This window comes from Marinitoga sp. 1154 (genome assembly GCF_013363285.1).
Classification (GTDB): Bacteria; Thermotogota; Thermotogae; order Petrotogales; family Petrotogaceae; genus Marinitoga.
Window position 1 is genome coordinate 23,712 of sequence record NZ_LBFB01000020.1, and the last position, 18,817, is coordinate 42,528.

General features: G+C 27.8%; 15 protein-coding genes. 6 read left to right on the plus strand and 9 right to left on the minus strand.

Annotation, left to right across the window (positions count from 1 at the left end):
* Positions 1–115: 115 nt before the first annotated feature.
* Genes hslV through ispE form a run of 3 tightly spaced genes read left to right on the plus strand, consistent with a single transcriptional unit; the run spans position 116 to position 1,991 of the window.
* Positions 116–649, plus strand: a complete 534-nt coding sequence (gene hslV, locus XO12_RS08715) for an ATP-dependent protease subunit HslV (RefSeq protein WP_047265836.1) — start codon at positions 116–118, stop codon at positions 647–649.
* Complete coding sequence (locus tag XO12_RS08720) at positions 646–1,230, plus strand: NUDIX domain-containing protein (protein ID WP_047265835.1); 585 nt, start codon at positions 646–648, stop codon at positions 1,228–1,230. Before hslV ends, XO12_RS08720 begins: the two co-directional genes overlap by 4 nt.
* On the plus strand, positions 1,230–1,991 hold the full coding sequence (ispE, locus tag XO12_RS08725; protein WP_047265834.1) for a 4-(cytidine 5'-diphospho)-2-C-methyl-D-erythritol kinase: 762 nt from the start codon (positions 1,230–1,232) through the stop codon (positions 1,989–1,991). Before XO12_RS08720 ends, ispE begins: the two co-directional genes overlap by 1 nt.
* Before the next feature lie 164 nt (positions 1,992–2,155).
* Here the strand turns inward: ispE and purB are convergent, their stop codons facing one another.
* The 3 genes from purB to XO12_RS08740 are packed head-to-tail and all read right to left on the minus strand — an operon-like array spanning position 2,156 to position 5,786.
* The gene (gene purB, locus XO12_RS08730) at positions 2,156–3,451 is read right to left on the minus strand and encodes an adenylosuccinate lyase (RefSeq protein ID WP_047265833.1); all 1,296 of its coding nucleotides are present in this window, start codon (positions 3,449–3,451) and stop codon (positions 2,156–2,158) included.
* 17 nt (positions 3,452–3,468) lie between these two features.
* Positions 3,469–4,122 (minus strand): MBL fold metallo-hydrolase, encoded by a 654-nt coding sequence (locus tag XO12_RS08735; protein WP_052913192.1) that lies wholly within the window; start codon positions 4,120–4,122, stop codon positions 3,469–3,471.
* 11 nt (positions 4,123–4,133) lie between these two features.
* A complete protein-coding gene (locus tag XO12_RS08740) occupies positions 4,134–5,786 on the minus strand; it encodes a GGDEF domain-containing protein (RefSeq protein WP_047265832.1) in 1,653 nt (550 codons plus the stop codon).
* Positions 5,787–5,984: 198 nt separating this feature from the next.
* Here XO12_RS08740 and XO12_RS08745 point away from each other — a divergent pair, with 198 nt between their 5' ends.
* Both XO12_RS08745 and XO12_RS08750 read left to right on the plus strand, forming a co-directional pair.
* Positions 5,985–7,271, plus strand: coding sequence for a trigger factor (locus XO12_RS08745; RefSeq protein WP_047265831.1), 1,287 nt, complete (start codon positions 5,985–5,987; stop codon positions 7,269–7,271).
* A 71-nt stretch (positions 7,272–7,342) separates the two neighbouring features.
* Positions 7,343–9,484: a Tex family protein gene (locus XO12_RS08750; RefSeq protein ID WP_047265830.1), complete on the plus strand. Its 2,142-nt coding sequence runs from the start codon at positions 7,343–7,345 to the stop codon at positions 9,482–9,484.
* A 16-nt stretch (positions 9,485–9,500) separates the two neighbouring features.
* On the opposite strand, the gene XO12_RS08755 is transcribed toward XO12_RS08750, so the two are convergent.
* The 6 genes from XO12_RS08755 to XO12_RS08780 all read right to left on the minus strand — a co-directional run bounded on the left by XO12_RS08755 (position 9,501) and on the right by XO12_RS08780 (position 18,104).
* Positions 9,501–10,904: a GGDEF domain-containing protein gene (locus XO12_RS08755; protein ID WP_175420131.1), complete on the minus strand. Its 1,404-nt coding sequence runs from the start codon at positions 10,902–10,904 to the stop codon at positions 9,501–9,503.
* 110 nt (positions 10,905–11,014) lie between these two features.
* Positions 11,015–12,217: an amidohydrolase family protein gene (locus tag XO12_RS08760; RefSeq protein WP_047265828.1), complete on the minus strand. Its 1,203-nt coding sequence runs from the start codon at positions 12,215–12,217 to the stop codon at positions 11,015–11,017.
* 54 nt (positions 12,218–12,271) lie between these two features.
* A complete protein-coding gene (locus tag XO12_RS08765) occupies positions 12,272–13,627 on the minus strand; it encodes an 8-oxoguanine deaminase (RefSeq protein WP_047265827.1) in 1,356 nt (451 codons plus the stop codon).
* Positions 13,624–15,039, minus strand: a complete 1,416-nt coding sequence (locus XO12_RS08770) for a PLP-dependent cysteine synthase family protein (RefSeq protein WP_175420132.1) — start codon at positions 15,037–15,039, stop codon at positions 13,624–13,626. Before XO12_RS08770 ends, XO12_RS08765 begins: the two co-directional genes overlap by 4 nt.
* A gap of 33 nt (positions 15,040–15,072) precedes the next feature.
* Positions 15,073–17,346 carry a xanthine dehydrogenase family protein molybdopterin-binding subunit gene (locus XO12_RS08775; protein ID WP_175420133.1) on the minus strand — a complete coding sequence of 758 codons (2,274 nt, stop codon included), beginning with the start codon at positions 17,344–17,346 and terminating at the stop codon, positions 15,073–15,075.
* Positions 17,347–17,486: 140 nt separating this feature from the next.
* Positions 17,487–18,104 carry a hypothetical protein gene (locus tag XO12_RS08780; protein WP_175420134.1) on the minus strand — a complete coding sequence of 206 codons (618 nt, stop codon included), beginning with the start codon at positions 18,102–18,104 and terminating at the stop codon, positions 17,487–17,489.
* Here XO12_RS08780 and istA point away from each other — a divergent pair.
* Positions 18,087–18,817 (plus strand): IS21 family transposase (gene istA, locus XO12_RS08785; protein ID WP_175420135.1); only part of this gene is annotated, 731 nt, incomplete at its 3' end. The genes XO12_RS08780 and istA overlap by 18 nt on opposite strands.

Below are 18,817 nucleotides of genomic sequence, written 5' to 3' on the forward strand. Positions count from 1 at the left end.
AATTATAATTTATTTACTTTACAAAACAATTAATGTTCGCTTTTAAAGATATTATGGATATAATTATATTATATATTATTATACTTAAAAATTTCTTAGGAACTGAGGTGATACAATGGAATTTAGAGGAACTACAATAATCGGAATAAAGAAAAACGGGAAAACTGTAATAGCAGGTGATGGGCAGATAACTCTTGGAAATACTGTTTTTAAAGGTACAGCACGAAAAGTCAGACGCCTTGGCGAAGGAAAAGTTATAGCGGGGTTTGCAGGTTCTGTTGCTGATGCACTGGCCCTTTTCGAACGATTTGAAATAAAGTATAGAGCAAATGCTGGAAACTTATTAAAAGCTGCTGTAGAACTATCAAAAGATTGGAGAACAGATAAAGTTTTAAGAAAATTAGAAGCTATGTTATTAGTTGGTGATAAAGATTACTTGCTGCTCATTTCCGGTAATGGCGAGGTAATTGAACCAGAAGAAAATGTGATGGCTATTGGTTCTGGTGGACCATATGCTCTTGCAGCAGCAAAAGCTTTGTTAAAAAACACTGACTTAGATGCAAGAGAAATCGCTGAAAAATCTTTGAAAATTGCTGGAGAAATTTGTATTTATACAAATCAAAATATTACCGTGGAGGTTATTGAATGAAAGAAAAAGTTTGGGTAATTGACAATGAAATATTAAATGATATAAACTTTTATAATGGATTTACAATTGTTGAGCAAAATATTTTAGAAAAAATATTTAATAATGCATATTTTATTGATAGAGAAATTGCCGAAAAAGATGAATCAACAAAACAAATAATTCCTTATGTCGTTATCAAGAACAAAAAAAATAAAATATTAGTAGTTCAAAGGACTAAAAAGCAAACAGAAAAAAGATTACATAATTTATATAGTGTTGGAATTGGCGGCCACATTAATCCAATAGATAAAAATAAAAATTCAGAATTAACATTTTATAACGGATTAAACAGAGAATTAAATGAAGAATTATATATTGATGAATTAAAATCATTAGAATACGTCGGCCTTATTTTAGATGATTCTACAGAAGTTTCAAGGGTTCATCTTGGTGTTTTATTTATTGCATATGTTTCTAATGCTGATATTAAAGAAAAAGAAAATTTTAAAGAACTTTGGCTAAACGAAACAGAGTTTAAAGATTTCAATGGAGAATTTGAGGGTTGGTCTAAAATAGCATTAAGAGCCTTAGAGGTGATTTAATGCTTCTAAAAGCTTATGCGAAGGTTAATCTTTTTTTGGATGTTATAGAAAAACGAGTCGATAACTATCATAATATTCTAACGCTTTTCCAAAGTATTCCTTTATATGATGAAATAGATATTGAATTTTCTGAGAAAGAAATTTTTACTTCAACACCTAAATTTAATTTCCCTTGGAATAATAACTTGATAAAAAAAGCAATAGACACCTTTAAAAGTTTAACAGAATATAGTTTTAATTTGAAAATACACTTAAACAAAAAATTGCCAGAAGGCGGAGGTATTGGCGGCGGAAGCGCTGATGCTGCCGCTGTTTTAAGATTTTTAAAAGATGAATATAATATCTCTGATAATGATATTATTGAAATTGGTGCAAAGGTTGGAGGAGACGTTCCATTTTTAATTTTTGGTGGTACTGCTATTGCTGAAGGGATTGGTGACAAATTAACTTTCTTAGAACCTCTAAAATTAAATTTTGAATTTAATTTTCCTGGTATTCATATATCCACACCAGAAATGTATAATGAAATAGATAAAAGTTGGAGTAAATTAACAAGATTCGGCGATCCAATGAAGTTATATGAAGGATTAAAAGAAAGAGATTATATAAAAGTAAAAGAAAATACATTTAATATCTTTGAGCAGGTGGTTTTTCCAAAATATCCAAAATTAAAAAGAATTAAAGAAAATATGGATAAAAATTCTATTATTTCTTTAATGAGTGGGTCTGGTAGCACTATATTTTCAATACAATATATATAAAAATAGTTTTTCCACGAAAAGTGTGGGTAATTAAGAAAAAAATAAATTACCATATTGAGTATTATATGATCGAAAAGATATAACTGCACACAATCTTAAATTAACAAAATCCCCGTTTATGGGGATTTTACTTTTTATTTTGTTCAATTCCAAATTCTCATTTTTTATTTTAAATTGAATCTTTCATATATTGCATCAATATTTCTTAAATAATAATCAGGAGTAAATATTTCATCAAATTCTTCGGGCTTAAATAACTCTTTTATTCTACTATTTTCCCATAATATTTTTTTAAAGTCTTTTCTTTCTTCCCAAGCTTTTAATGCATATTTTTGAACAAATTTATAGCTTTCTTCACGGCTTAGCCCTTTATCTATTAATGATAGCAATACTCTCTGGGAATATACAAGATTATATGACTTTTCAAATGTTTCTTTTATTCTATCTTCATTCACTATAAGATTTTCCATTAAATATTGGGTTTTTTTCACCATATAAAAGGTTATTAGAGTTGCATCTGGTAAAAATACCCTTTCCACAGAAGAATGAGATATATCTCTTTCATGCCATAGAGCTATATTTTCATAACCGGAAACTGTGTAGCTTCGCAACATTCTCGCCATTCCAGTTAACCTTTCACATAATATCGGATTCTTTTTATGTGGCATTGCGGAAGATCCTCTTTGACCTTTTTTAAATGGTTCCTGAGCTTCTAATACTTCTGTTTTTTGTAAATGTCTAATTTCAACAGCTATTCTTTCAATTCCAGCACCAATTAACGCTAATGAAGATAAAAATTCTGCATGTCTATCCCTTGGAACAACTTGTGTCGCTACTGTTTCTGGTTTTAATCCTAATTTATTTAATGCTATTTTTTCTATTTCTGGATCTATATTTGCATAATTTCCTACTGCCCCACTTAATTTTCCATAAGATATATTTTCAATAGATATTTCAAATCGTTTTATATTTCTCTCCAATTCAGCAAGATATGACAACATTTTTAAACCAAATGATGTCGGTTCAGCATGAATTCCATGAGATCTTCCAACTGTGTATAAATATTTATATTTTATTGCTTTTTCTTTTAGAATTTGGGATAATTTTTTCATCTCTTCTAATATTATTTCTCCTGCTCTTTTTAAACCTAAAGACCATGCTGTATCTACTATATCAGAAGATGTTAATCCCTTGTGGAAATATCTTGCCTCATCTCCCATATTATCTGTAATGGATTTAATAAACGCAATTACATCATGATCTACTACACTTTCAATTTTTAAAATTTTTTCTACGTCAATTTTTGCTTGATTCCTGATCTTTTTAGCCGTACCTTTTGGAGCTATATTTTTTTCTTCAAATGCATCTATTACTGATAACTCAATCTCCAACCATCTTTTATATTTTTCTTCTTCTGACCATATTTCTTTTACAGGTGAAAGCGCATATCGATCAATCATTTTTTACCTCCAGAAATTTATTTTTTTAAATTTAAAAATATATTATTCTTTTTTAAATCTTTCAAATAACATATTTCCATATGTCCTGGCATGATTAACACTGTCTCCTCTTTCGATTTTATATATTCATCAAATTTCTTTAATGATTCAAACATAACCTTTTCATCTCCATAAGGCAAATCTGTTCTGCCAATAGAGTCACAAAATATAAAATCACCTGTAAAAATAAAATCACCAAAATCATAAATCATGGAACCCGGTGTATGGCCTGAATAATAAGATACCATAAATTTTAAATCACCAAAATCATAATAACCTTCGTAAATTTCTGTGTAATTTATATTGGTTTCAAACTCTTCACCAAACATATAACTCAAATTTCTGGATTTATCTTTTAACCCTATTATTTCCTTATGAGGAATCATTATATGAAATTTATCAAATTCATTTAGCCCAGCTATATGATCGTAATGCGTATGAGTAACTAAAACTCCTTTATATTTGAAATTTTCTACTTCAAAATAATTAAAAATATGTTGATTCCCACAACCAGGATCCACTATAATTATAGTTTTATTTGATTTAATCACATATGTATTTACTCCAAAAGGTGGCATTATAAATAAATAAACTTCTATATTTTTTTTTCTATAAAAAGGCACTATTTCCATATTTTTTCTCCTTATGAGTTACTTCTTAATCTTTTTAAAATCTCTTTCTTTTTTTCTTTCATATCTTCCATTTTTTTTCTTGCATCCGTTATAATATCTTCAATATCCTGACCATTATGTTCCAATAATCCATAACTCATTGATATCTTATAATCCTTATCTGTAGTTATATTAAATTTCTTTACATATTCCACTAATCTTTTTAATATTTTCTGAGATATTTCTATATTAACAAATCTCAGCAGAATTAAAAATTCATCATCACTGAGCCTAAATATAAAATCCCTGTCTCTGATAGTCTTCTTTACTATTTCTACAAAATCTTTTATCAAATCATTTGATATATTTTCACCAAATGCTTTTTGCACATTTTTAAAATTATCTAAATTTATATAAATTACACAAAAACTCTCATTATTGCTTATTACTCTTTGAAAAATTTTTTCCGCACCTTTTTTATTAAATAATTTTGTTAATTCATCTTTTAATGCTATATCATATAACATATTCTTTTCCTTTTCAATGTTTTCAAGTTTTTTCTTTAAATTAAGTATTTCTTCTTCCTCTTCATTAGCTTTTTTCACCAGCCCTGAAAGTAAATGGGAATAATACTTTATCAATGTATCTATTTCAAAAATAGCTGTTTCTATTTCATCAATTTTTCCATTTTCAATATTACGAATCAATTGTTGTAAGGGTTTTTCTACCTTTCTAGCATTATAATACAGATATGTCGTAAAAACAAATAAAAATATCGCCGTTACCAATAAAGATATAAAAATAATATAATTTTTTGTTTTTATCAATTCAGAAAAATCAATCTCTATTTTTGTCAAAGCAGTTAACGTATAATCTTTATCAGGTCCCCACTTTAAATAAACGAACGCTTTTTCACCATTAAACTTTTCTCTTATAATATAATTTGAACTATTATTAAAATAATCAATATCATCAAATATTAATTTTTCCTCATCATCTAAAAAAGGAGATTCAAATGAAAACGGAATATATGAAATGTTATAAACATATATTCCCTCAATAAAATTAAATTTAACAGAAGATATTTCTTTAAAGAAATTAGGAACAGCTCTATCATTTAATAATATACCCACTTCAAAAATTTCTCCATCGTTTAAAATTTTATACCCATATATACGTGGTAAATTTGTTTTCAATTCAAATGATATCTTTTCTATATATTCTCCATTTTCCTTTAATTTTGTATTTAATTTTTTCCAAAAAGTTGGTACCCTTTTGGATATATCTAATCCTAAATCTTTTTGATAATCCGTCTCTGTAATCACACCATTCTTATTTATTATATAATAATTTATATCTTTAATAAACTGTTTATCTTTAATATACGAACTCTTTAACTTGTTATATTTTTCTGAAAAATTTTTATTAAAGTACATCACATATACTTCATCAAGAAAATTTTTAACAATATTTTCATATTCAACACTATAATAATCCAGATACTTCAAATTACTATTAAAGTATCCATTTACAGATATTACAGATTGTTTTATTGTCGAGTTGTATATTTTTTTAAAAAAAATGTTTACTGAAAATATAATAATTATAATCGTTATTAAAGATAGTAATAATACAATAATAAATGAACGGTTAAACAATAAAGTCCTTATACTTTTTTTGTTCAAAATTCCACCTCCATCCCCTTTTTATTATACAACATTTTTTTCAAAAAAAAAAGATTAATAGAAAGAAAAGTTATAAAAGTTATTACGTCCCCGAAATCCTATTTTGACCTAATTTTAACAGTATTAAGATATATTCCTTGTATAATATGAAATAGAAATAATTTTAATTGAAATAATTTTAAAAAAGGAGTGTTAAGAATGCAAAAGGAAATTATATCGGAAGAAAAAAATGTAAAAAGATATTTGGTAAAATTTGATAAAAAGGATATTGACAACGCTGAAAACCAGATAGTTAGAGAATTAAATCAAAGATACACATTTCATGGATTTAGAAAAGGTAAAGTCCCAAAAAAGGTTATGAAAATAAAATTTGGTGAAGATTTTGTGGAAATGGTTAGAGAAATATTAATAGAAAAGGTTGAAGATGAGTTTAAAGATGAAAAGGTTTTGTTTGGTCCATACATTGAATCATTTGCATTGGATAATGATTCAGCAGAAGTTGAAGTATTAATGCACGAACACCCGGAAGTTGTTTCTACAAAATTCGAAGAAATAAAAGTTGAAGTTCCAACGGAAAAAGAAGTTGTTGAAAAATTTGTAGAAGATAGAATAAAAGATTTACTTGAAGAAAATCCTATTTTAGAAGAAAAAGTTGAACCAGCAGAGATCGGGGATCTTGTTAAAGTAAAATATACAGTTTTAAATGCAGAAGGTAAAGAATTATTTAAAGATAAAGAAAGTGAATATGTGTTATACGAAGAAGATAAAAGACCTATGGTTACAGATTTAATTGGAAAGAAAAAGGGAGATTATGTTGAAATCAACAGAGAATTTGAAGATAAAAAATATTTATATCAAATAAACGTTGAAGGAGTATATAAAAGAATTGTTCCTGAGTTAACTGATGATATTGCTAAAACATTAGATGCTGAAATAAATTCTGTACTTGAATTAAAAGAAAAATTATCTAAAGAAGGAGCAGATTCATTTAAAGTATGGAAAGATGATTATATAAAGAATTACATCTTGGCTGAATTACACAAATACGTTGAAGTTGATGTATCAGACGAAACAATTGATGATTTTGTTGAAAAAACATTAGAAAGAATTAAACAAAATGGAAAATACGAAGAAGAATTAGAAAAACACGGCGGAGAAGAGGCATACATAAACGAATTAAAAGAACAAGCTTTAAAATCCATAAAAGAAATGACAATAATAAATAAAATTGCAGAAGAAAATAATATAAAAGTTGAAGAGAAGGAATTAAATGAAGCAATACACTCATTCGCACACATGTATAGGCTTCCACATGATAAAGCTAAAGAAATTATATATTCAAATGCAGAAATCTTAGGAAACTTAATGTGGGATATTTTAAGTAAAAAAGTTGCCGAACATATCGCAGAAAAAGTTGAAATAGTTGAAGTTGAAAATTTTGAAGAAAAGCAAAAAAATGAAGAAGAGGAAAAAGAAGAAAATTAATTTCAATTAATAAAACAGGGATATAATCCCTGTTTTATTATCATTAGAAGAAATATTAGAGGTGATTTAATATGAATATTATAAATATAATTTCAAAAGACTTAAACGTTAAAGATTGGCAGGTAAAAAATACAATCGAACTATTGAGTAATGGTAATACTATACCTTTCATAAGCAGATATAGAAAAGAGGCTACTGGAAATCTTACTGAAGAAGAAGTTAGAAAAATTTCTGAGTTATATCAATATCAAACAGAATTAGAAAAACGAAAAGAAAGTATTATCAAGTCAATAGAAGAACAAGGGAAATTAACTGAAGAGTTAAAAAACAAAATTCTGAATGCTACAAAATTAAGTGAGGTAGAAGATCTTTATTTACCTTATAAAAAAAGAAAAAAAACAAAAGCAGATATAGCTATTGAAAATGGCTTGGAACCTTTGGTTCAAAAAATTTTTTTACAAAAAATAACAAATATAGAAAAAGAGGCCAATGCATTTATTAATGATAAGGTTAAAACACTTGATGAAGTTTTAGAAGGGGTAATGTATATAATAGGACAATACTTTGCACATAATGAAAAAATAAGAAAAATCCTAAGAAATGATTTACTGAAATTTGGAAAAATAGAAAGTTATAAAAAAAAGAAATTCTTAGAAGAAAAAACAAAATATGATATGTATCATGAGTTTTCGCAGGAAATACATAAAATACCAAATTATAGAGTGTTATCAATTAACAGAGGAGAAAAAGAAGGAGTTTTAACTGTAAAATTATCTCTTGATGAAAAGTATATAAATAAATTATATAAAGAGTATTTAACAAAATTTGAAGAAAATAACAAAATAATAAAAGAAGGGTTAGATTATGGATTTAAAAATATGTTGTTTCCATCTATTTCAAATGAAGTTAGAAATATTCTAACTCAGCGTGCAGAAGAAAAATCTATTGAATTATTTTCTAAAAATTTAAAGGAATTATTGCTTACTCCTCCATTGAAGAATAAACGAGTATTAGCAATTGATCCTGGATATAGAACAGGGTGTAAGGTTGTAGCTCTTGATGAATCTGGAAAATTTTTAGAAAATAACACTATATATCCAGTTCCTCCAAAGAATGATTTTGAAAATGCCGAAAAAATTGTTTTAGAATTAATTAAAAAGTACAATTTAAATCTTATTGTTATTGGCAATGGCACAGCTTCAAGAGAAACACAAAAGTTTATAGTTGATACTGTTAAAAAACATAATTTAAATTTAAAATACATATTTGCAGATGAATCAGGTGCTTCAGTATACTCAGCTTCAAAATTAGCAGTAAAAGAATTCCCAGATTTAGATGTTACTGTAAGAGGTGCTATTAGTATTGGCAGAAGAATACAAGATCCTTTAGCAGAATTTGTAAAAATAGACCCAAAATCTTTAGGAGTAGGACAATATCAACATGATATGAATCAAAAATTATTAAAAGAAAAGCTTGAAAATACTGTTGAACATGTTGTAAATCTCGTTGGAATTAATTTAAACACTGCATCTTCTGCTCTATTACAATATATTTCTGGTATTACTCCAAAACTGGCAGAAAATATTGTAAAATTTCGTGAGGAAAATGGACCATTTAAAGAAAGAAAAGATTTATTAAAAGTAAAGGGCTTTGGCCCAAAATCCTTTGAACAGGCTGCAGGTTTTTTAAGAATATTTGATGGAAATAACCCTTTAGAAATCACCGGAATTCATCCAGAAAGTTATAAGAAAACTGAAGAATTATTAGATTTTTTAGGTTTTAAAAAAGAAGATATTTTAGATAATGAAAAATTAAATTTAATAAGAGAAAAGTTGAATAATATAAATATTCAAGAATTATCTGAAAAATTAGGAATAGGTGAATATACATTAAAGGATATAATTTCTGAATTACAAAAACCTGGTAGAGATTTAAGAGATGAATTGCCTCAACCAATATTGTATGAAGATGTTTTAACATTGGAAGATTTAAAAATCGGAATGATTTTACAAGGAAGAGTTACAAATATAACAGATTTTGGAGCTTTTGTTGATCTTGGTATTAAAGAAAATGGATTAATACATAAATCTAATATTTCAGAAAAGTTTATAAGGCATCCTTCTGAAGTTTTAGGTATAAATCAAATAGTAACTGTGGAAATCTTAGATATAGATAAAGATTTAAAGAGGATTAATTTAAAATTGAGGTCGTAAAAAAAACACCGGGATTTTATTTTGTCCCGGTGTTTTTTATCTTTTTCATTTGATACATTAGGTCATCTACTTTTTTCATATTTTCCTTTAATGAGAGATTTATATCAATTTCAGTTAAACCAAAGGATATATCTATTGGAAATTCCGTTCTCTTTAACTTTCGTTTAATCCTTTTCATAACTTTTTCTGAATTTTCAAATGTTGTATTCGGAAAAACTATAACAAATTCGTCCCCACCATATCTCGCAAAAACATCTGATTCTCTAATATTAGAAAATACCGTCTCAGAAAATACAGTTAAGCACATATCCCCATAATCATGTCCATATTTATCATTTATTTTTTTAAAATTATCTATATCTATAAAACTCAAAATCACTCTCTCTTTGTATCGTTTACTTCTATTATATATTTTCTTCAAATATTCTTCTAAAAAGGATCTATTATATGCTCTTGTTAAATGATCTCGAATCGATATTTCATAATATTTTGTTTTTTCATTATGTAATTCTTTATATAATTTATTAAATCTTATTACAGATTGAATCGTATATGTAACCTCATCTAAAAACTTAAAATCAAAACTATTAAATTTACATTCTTCAGGTCTTTCATACAAAATTGCTCCATATGCTTTTCCATTTTCATTTCTTAAAGGAACACCATAAACGCTATAAGGTTTTGGCTTTGAACCTATATGAAAAATTTTATACCCATATGGCAGTTTAAAATTCAAAGAATTAGGTATATATATCCTTTTATTGTAATTAATAATATATGATGTTAAAGATTTATCGGCTATTGAATATTTTTTCCCAGTTAGATTAATTCCATCTATTATCCCAAATTCAATATATATTTTATCTCCCTTCAATATTGAAATCGCTAACTCATTGACTATATTATATTCTTTTAAAATAAGGTGAATATTTTCATATATTATTTTACTGTTGAAATTTTCTTTTGATAGTTCTCTAAAACTCAATTCACCTATTTTTTTTGATATTTCAAGATATTTATAATCAAGTAGTTTTATTTCATTGGTTACATCTAAAACTGTAATTATATAATATTTTTCATTATCTATAATTACTCCCTTAAATTTAAATTCAAGAAATTTACTATTAAATTCTTCAACATGCGTAAATGTCATGTCTGTTTTCGAGAAACGAAATATAGTTATAGAATCAAATAAATCTTTTAATTTTCTCAAATGGGTATTTTTTTCCAGATATTTCTCGTAATTGAAATATATATCTACAGGAGATGTTTTTTCCATATCCGTATCAAATAATCTGGCAAGTATTTTATATGATTTATTAATATATTTCACTTTTCTATCATTTACTATTAATATCCCCATATTATTATCTTCAAAGTATTTTTCAAACAGGAAATTTTTCATCTTTTCATTCATCATTAACATCCCCCTGAATATTATAAACACGTGCAAATTCACCAATATTAAATCACTTTTATGTAAAAATAAAAAACGAAAAGATTAATTTTTTGTGAATTTTACTACAATCATTACTTTAGTACATTTATAATTTTTCCTTTAAATATTACATATTCAGGTTTTTCATGATTTCTAAATGCTTCAAGTTCGTTATTTACATTTAATACAACTAAATTTGCTTCATTCCCAACATCTAATTTAAATTTTTGTATTCCCATACATTCTGCCGCATCTATAGTTATCATATCATATAATTTTTTAATTTCTTTTTCTGTTGTCATCCATAATATATGTGAAGCTAAAAAACCTACTTCAAGCATATTATTTCTTCCATACGGATAATATGCATCTGAAATATCATCCTGTCCAAGTGCAATTAAAGCTTTTTCTTCAATCATTTCCTTTACCCTTGCGTGCAATGGCCCAGTATGGGGATCAGTTATTAAACCTATTTTTGCCTTTTTTAGTAAATTTATTAGTTTAATTAGGTATGGTGTTGGATACATTGACATTGCTCTTGCGTGATGAGCTAATACCTTTCCTTCCCATGATTCTTCTATTGTTTTAATAGCAAGCATTTCAAGTGTTCTTAATCCCGGATCTCCTGCATCATCTACCAGCATTGACACTTGTTTATTATATTTTTTAGCAATTTCAAACATTTTATCTATATGTATTTTTTCATCTTTTTCAGTCAATTCAATCCAAGGTATTCCACCAACAATATCAGCACCTAATTTTATTGCTTCTTCTACTAATTTATATGCTTCAGGTTCTTTTACAATTCCATCCTGAGGAAATGCAACTATTTCAAGATGAATTTCGTCCTTAAATTCATCTTTTACTTTTAAAAGAGCTTTAACTCCTTCTAATTTTGCTTTACTATCAACATCTGCAAATGCTCTGATGTGCATTACTCCATTTTCTATTGCTAACTTAATAGCTCTTCTTACATTTGGTATTATCCATTTTTCATTATAATTTTCTTTTATTTTTGCAGCTAATTCTATAGCAGACATTGCTTTACCCATATTTTCACCATGATAATCTTTCAATGCTTTTTCATTCATTTGCATTAATGTATATACTTTACACAAATGCAAATGTGGGTTAACAAAAGACTCCGTTACTAAATTCCCTTGAGCATCTATGATTCTTCTTGATTTTGTAGTTAGTTTATCTGAAATTTTAATAATACAACCATCTTTTATGCCAATGTCCTTTAACTTTTTATAATTCCTTAATTTTGCATTTTTGATTAAAATATCAAACATTTTATCCCCCCTAACAGAAATCTTAGAAAAGATGCGGCATATGCCGCATCTTTTCTATAAACTATTTATAACTTTTTTTGATATTTCATTATGTCTTTCTATTAATTTCGGCAATTCTTCATCTAAAATTTTTCCATCTTTTATTCTTATTTCTCCATTTATAACATTTAAATCAACCTGTTTTCCATCACACATTAAAACAGCTCCCAACGGATCATCAAGGCCACCTGCAAATTCCAATCTATTTAAATTGAATCCTATAAAATCCGCCGCTTTACCGATTTCTAGACTTCCTATATAATCATCCATTCTTAATACTCTTGCTCCACCAACAGTTCCTAATCTCAATGCTTCTCTCACTGTTAATGCATCTGCACCATATTTTACCCTTTGTAATAACAGAGCATTCCTAATTTCTGCAATCATATTATTTGTATCATTACTTGCACTTCCATCTACTGCTATTCCTATTCGCATTTTATCTTTCATATTTATAACTGGAGCAATTCCAGAACCAAGCCTCATATTTGAAGATGGACAATGTGCCATACCAACATCATTTTGTGATAACTTTTCTATATCTGATTCATTTAACCATACAAGATGAGCAAACCATGCACGAGGGTTTAACCAACCTAATTCTTCCATATAATCTACCGGTCTCTTTCCAAACTTTTCCATACAATACTCTTCTTCATCAAGTGTTTCTGCAACATGCGTATGCATTAATACATCATATTCTTCTGCAAGTTTAACAGTTTCTTTCATCAAATCTGCTGTAACAGAAAAAGGAGAACACGGTGCCAATGCTATTCTCAACATAGAATATTTTTCTGGATTATGATATTTTTCAATTACTCTTATACTCTCTTTTATTATTTCCTTTTCTGTTTGCACAACACTATCAGGTGGTAAACCTCCATCTTTTTTGCTCATTGACATACTTCCACGAGTTGGGTGAAAACGAATTCCTGTTCTTATGGCTCCTTCTATTTCTGCATCTATTGCCTCATTTAAACCATATGGATATAAGTATAAATGGTCCGTAGTAGTTGTAACTCCCGTCTTCATCATTTCATAATTTGCTATAATTGAACTTATATAAAACCCTTCTCTATCAATATTTTTCCATCGTTCATATAAGAATACAAGCCAATCAAATAATTTTGCATTTTGAGCTCCTTTAACATTTCTTGTTAAAGACTGATATAAATGGTGATGAGTATTTACAAATCCTGGCATTATAAGCATATCTTTACAATTTATAATTTCATCTGCTGTCATATCAGGATTACCAGTTCCTATATCCTTTATAACGTTATCTTCAATATAAATGTATGCATTTTTCAATTCTGTATTTTCATTATCGAATGTTGCAAGATATGATATATTTTTAAATAATTTCTTCATTTTTCAAGCCACACCTTCCTTAAAGTTGCTTTATGTTCCTCTCTATATTGTTCCAGTAATTTGTTAATTTCATGAACCTTTTTTTGATGTTTTTCCCAGTATTTTTGTTCTTTCTGTGCATCTAATTCTTCTATCGTTTTTCCTTGTTGTTCAATCCATGTATAATATTTCAAATTATGCCATCTTTCTCTATTATATTTATCACCTTCAAATATTCCGGATGTTTCCTGATATAAGAATATTCTTTCAACCCTTGATTTTGCTTCTGCTCTGTCTAATTTACCATACGTTTCTGTCATTTGTTCCATTACAGAATGGTATCTGGCAATATTATCAGTAGCAACAACAAATATATTGTCACCGGATTTTAGATTATAAAATTTAGCCATTTTTATAGCACCAATAACATTTGCAACTCCTGAAATACCAAACTTATCTGAAATATATTCCACCATTTCCGAATCCACAAATTCTTTTAAGAATTTTTTTCCTTCTTCATCTGTCAATACCTGTAACATCTTTTTGCTATCAACATCATCTACTAAAACAACTGCATCGTTATTCATAACATTGTGTATCCAGGTAACGTGTTTATCTCCAATTCCCTGTATATCATGTCCTCCATACCCATTTAAAGCAATTGTTGGACATTGGACCGGTTCCATGGCCACTATTTTAACTTCTGGAAATTCCTGTTTTACTCTATCACCACTGGCAATTGTTCCTGCAGAACCAACCCCTAAAACAATTGCCGAAATTCTTTCATTTCCTATATGATATCTTTTCACTGTTTCAATCATAGTATTTCCAGTAACATAATAGTGGAATCTATAATTCGCAAATTCTTCAAATTGGTTTAATATTCTTATATGTTCAGGATCATTTTGTTTCAGTTCTTTTGTTTTATCATAAATTTCTTTAACATTTGATTCGCATCCAGGAGTTGCTATAACATCAGAGCCATATTTTCGAATTATATCAAATCTCTCCTGGCTCATTTCTTCCGGTAAAATTACCAAGGAATCATAATTCATTCTTGAACTGACAAAAGCTCCGCCTATACCGTAATTTCCCGTTGAAGGCCATACCAATTTATGAATTGAGGCATCTACTTCATGAGTTATTGTTTTTTCCATTAATACCGAATATGTTGCTCCAACTTTATGACTTCCTGATGGAAAATCCTTGGCATATAAAACTATAATATTTGCATCAACACCTGTTAATTCTTTTGGCATAACAAAATACCTTATCTCATTATTTTCATCCTTCCAAGATATATTAAATAAATTAATTGGATGAAGTGGATCCTTTTTTTTCATTTCTATAGCTCTTTTTCTGATTTCTGGATCAATTTTTTCTGGATGTAACATTTCTTCGTATGTTGGACCCACGATCGGCACTCTTTTCATTCTATAACTACCCCCTTATTCTGTCTTTTAGTATTATTTTTCATTTATCAAAGATATTACATTTTCCATAGTTATTGGTATTCTTGAAATTCTTCTTTTTATGGCATTTGAAACCGCATTTGCTATTGATGGTGGAGCACTCATCAATGAAGGTTCTCCAATCCCTTTTGCACCAAATGGTCCATATGGAAACTCTTCTTCCACTATATCAGGTATAATCTCTGGAATATCTTTTATAGTAGGAATAACGTAATTATTAAAATTTGATGTAATAATTTTTCCGTTAACCTGTTTTATTTCTTCCATTATTGCATGTCCCATACCCTGAACGGCACCACCTTGAATCTGCCCTATTACTCCATCGTAATTTATTGCCTTACCAATATCATGAGATATCCACATTTTTATAACTTCGACTTTTCCAGTTAACATATCCACTTCTACCAATGAAAGTTGTGTGGAATATGTATAAGTTACATATGCTTCCCCTATACCATTTTCCATATCAAAATTTAATTTCGGAGATTTAAACCAACCCGATTCATTTAATTTTACATTCGCATCATTCGCCATTTTTGCTATCTCTTCAAATGAATATTCTTTATCTTTTATTTTATATGTTCCTAAATTTATTTTTATATCTTTTTCTTCAACATCAAATTTTTTACATAAAAATTCTATTATATTCCTTTTTATTTTTTCGGCTGCATCTTTTGCTGCATTTCCGCTAAATACCGTTGTTCTTGAAGCCACTGTAGGGCCACTATCCTGTACTATAAACGTGTCTGTTTGCAATACATTTATTTTTTCAAGTTTTTGCCCTAAAACCTCCGAAACAATCATTGAAATTGCTGTTTTAGCTCCTTGACCAATTTCTGTACCACCAAACATTATGTTTATAGTTCCATCAGGAAAAACATGAACTTCTGAATTTGAAGCATCAAGATGCTGTCCTCCAGCTCCTAAACTTACGCCATATATAATATGAGACCAACCTAACCCACGCTTTTTCAATTTATTACTTTTATTAAATTCTTTTATTTCTTTTTTTAAATTATCATAATTAGACAATCTTTTAATATTCTCAAGGGTTTTTTTCGCTCCTACAGAATATTCCAATTTGTGACCGGTAGATGTTTCATCACCAACTTCAAGAGCATTTTTATATCGTATATCCCATGGATCTATATTTAATTTTTCTGCAGCCTCATCCATTATAGATTCAATAGCAAATAACACCTGAGGAGAACCAAATCCTCTAAAAGCTCCACATGGAACCTTATTTGTATATACTCCATAAACATCCACATATACATTTGGAACTTTATATGCCCCCGCTGAATGAGTTAATGTCCTATACATAACGATAGGAGATAATGTAGAATAAGCTCCCATATCAAGGTATGTTTTGCTTTTTAGCCCTATTAATGTTCCATCTTTTTTAAAAGCTGCTTTATAGTATGATTTTGATGGATGTCTTTTACTTGTTTCTTTTATATCGTGTTCTCTTTCATATATCAGTTTTACTGGTCTTCTTGTTAAATAAGAGAGTAAAGCAGCTTTTGATGCAATATATGAAGGAACATCTTCCTTTCCACCAAATCCCCCACCTGTTTCCATTTGAATAACATCCACTTTATTAAACGAAATATTTAATATTTCAGAAACATCTTCCTGAACATAAAACGGACATTGCATTGATGCATAAATCTTCATTACATCTCCATTATAATATGCTACAACTCCCTGTGTTTCCAGATACGCCTGCTCCTGGTAATCTGTTTCAAATTCTTTTTCTATTACTAAGTCAGCATTTCTAAAAACTTCATCAACATTTCCTCTTCTGATTTTTTTATGAAATGCTATATTTGTTTTTTCATTATTTACTTTTATTTCATCTTTAATGGCATCTTCAATTGTAAACACTCCAGGAAGTTCTTCAACTTCAAAATGTATTTTTTCAATAGCTTCTTCAACAGCTTCTTTTGTTTCTCCTGCTATTAATGCTATTGAATCATGCTCAAATCTGATTTTTTCACCAATTGGTATTAAAAATCTCATATCTTTTGTAATAACACCAAATTTATTTGTTCCAGGTACATCTTTATATGTCGCTATTTTAACAACTCCTGGAACCTTTTCAGCTTCAGTAATATCTATGCTTTTTAATATTCCATGTGGAATATTTGAATAAACCACACCAGCATACAACATTCTATCAAAATATAAATCCGGTGTATACAATGATTCACCATACGCCTTTTCTTTCGCTTCTATTCTTTGTGCAATTTTTCCTACAATTTTCATTGTATCCCTCCAAAAAAGATTTACGTAATATAAATTCTACTTTAAATTTTACCTTATTTTATCCTTTTTTTAATAACTCGTTTTAAAAAGATTTATAACCTTTTTTGTTTATAAATCCATTTAAATGCGTCAAACCGTCTTTATTCAAGAACATACAACAGAACATTTGTTTTTTCATTATCTTCTTCTAAAAACCCCTTATTTAAGAATTTATTTTTAATATGCAGCTCTTCTGGAATCATAATATTAAGATATGATTTTTCTTTTTTTAAATATTGATATATTGAAAAATCCAATGCTGTTTCAATATCTCCCGAAATAAAAGATATTGATAATGTGTTATTTTTTTGCAAATATTCGCTTAAAATAACTAAGGTTTCAATTTCCCCTTCGCTTTCTTTTATAAATATTTCTTTCCTATCAAAAATATATTTTAATAGTTCTACATCAAATTCTATAAATGTCCAGGCAAATGAAATATAATTAAAATATTTGTATTCAATAGAATTAAATATATAATTTTTTATTTTTTCAAAATCTTCAGCAATTTTAAAATTTTCATCTGATAATTCATTATATTTTTTCTCATTGAAATACAGCCATTTATATTTCGAAAAAACAACAAATTGTAAATGGTAAAATAAAAAAGAACAAAAAGAGGAAAATAAAAATGAACAAAAATGTACAAAAAGGATAAAGAAATAATGGTATCCTTCTTTTTTGAAAGGAGGATACCAAAGATGGAGAAAGTAAAACAACAACTAGAAATAATAAGGATGATGGGAATGAAACCAAATTTTTCTGAATTAGGAAGAATATATGGATATGACAGAAGAACAATAAAAAAATATTGGGAAGGATATGAAGGGAAACCAAAAAAAAGAAATAAGAAAAGCAAATTGGATAAATATTTAAAGAGGATAGAAGAATTGTTATCAATAAAAGGAATTACAATACGAGCAGTATATGAAAAATTAAAAGATGAAGGACTAAATATAGGAACATATTCTAATTTTAGAAAGTATGTTAAAAGAAAGGGGTTGATAGAAAAGAAAAAGGCAAAGGGACATCCGAGATTTGAAACGTTACCAGGAGTACAAGCACAAGTTGATTGGAAAGAAAATATAAAGTTGTATTCAAGAAGTGGAGAAGAATTTGAAATTAATGTGTTTAATTACAAATTAGGCTATTCGAGATACTGCTATTTTGAACTCAGAGAAACAAAAACACAACAAGATGTATTTGAATGTTTAATAAACGCATTTAAAAAAACAGGAGGTGTTCCACAAGAGATATTATTTGATAATATGAGAACAGTAGTAGATATAACAGAAAAAGGAAGAAGAATAAATTATAAAATGAAAGCATTTGCAAAAGATTTTGGATTTAAAATCAAATTATGTAAGCCAAGACATTCATATACTAAAGGGAAGGTTGAATCAGCAAATAAATTCATATCTTGGATATTAGC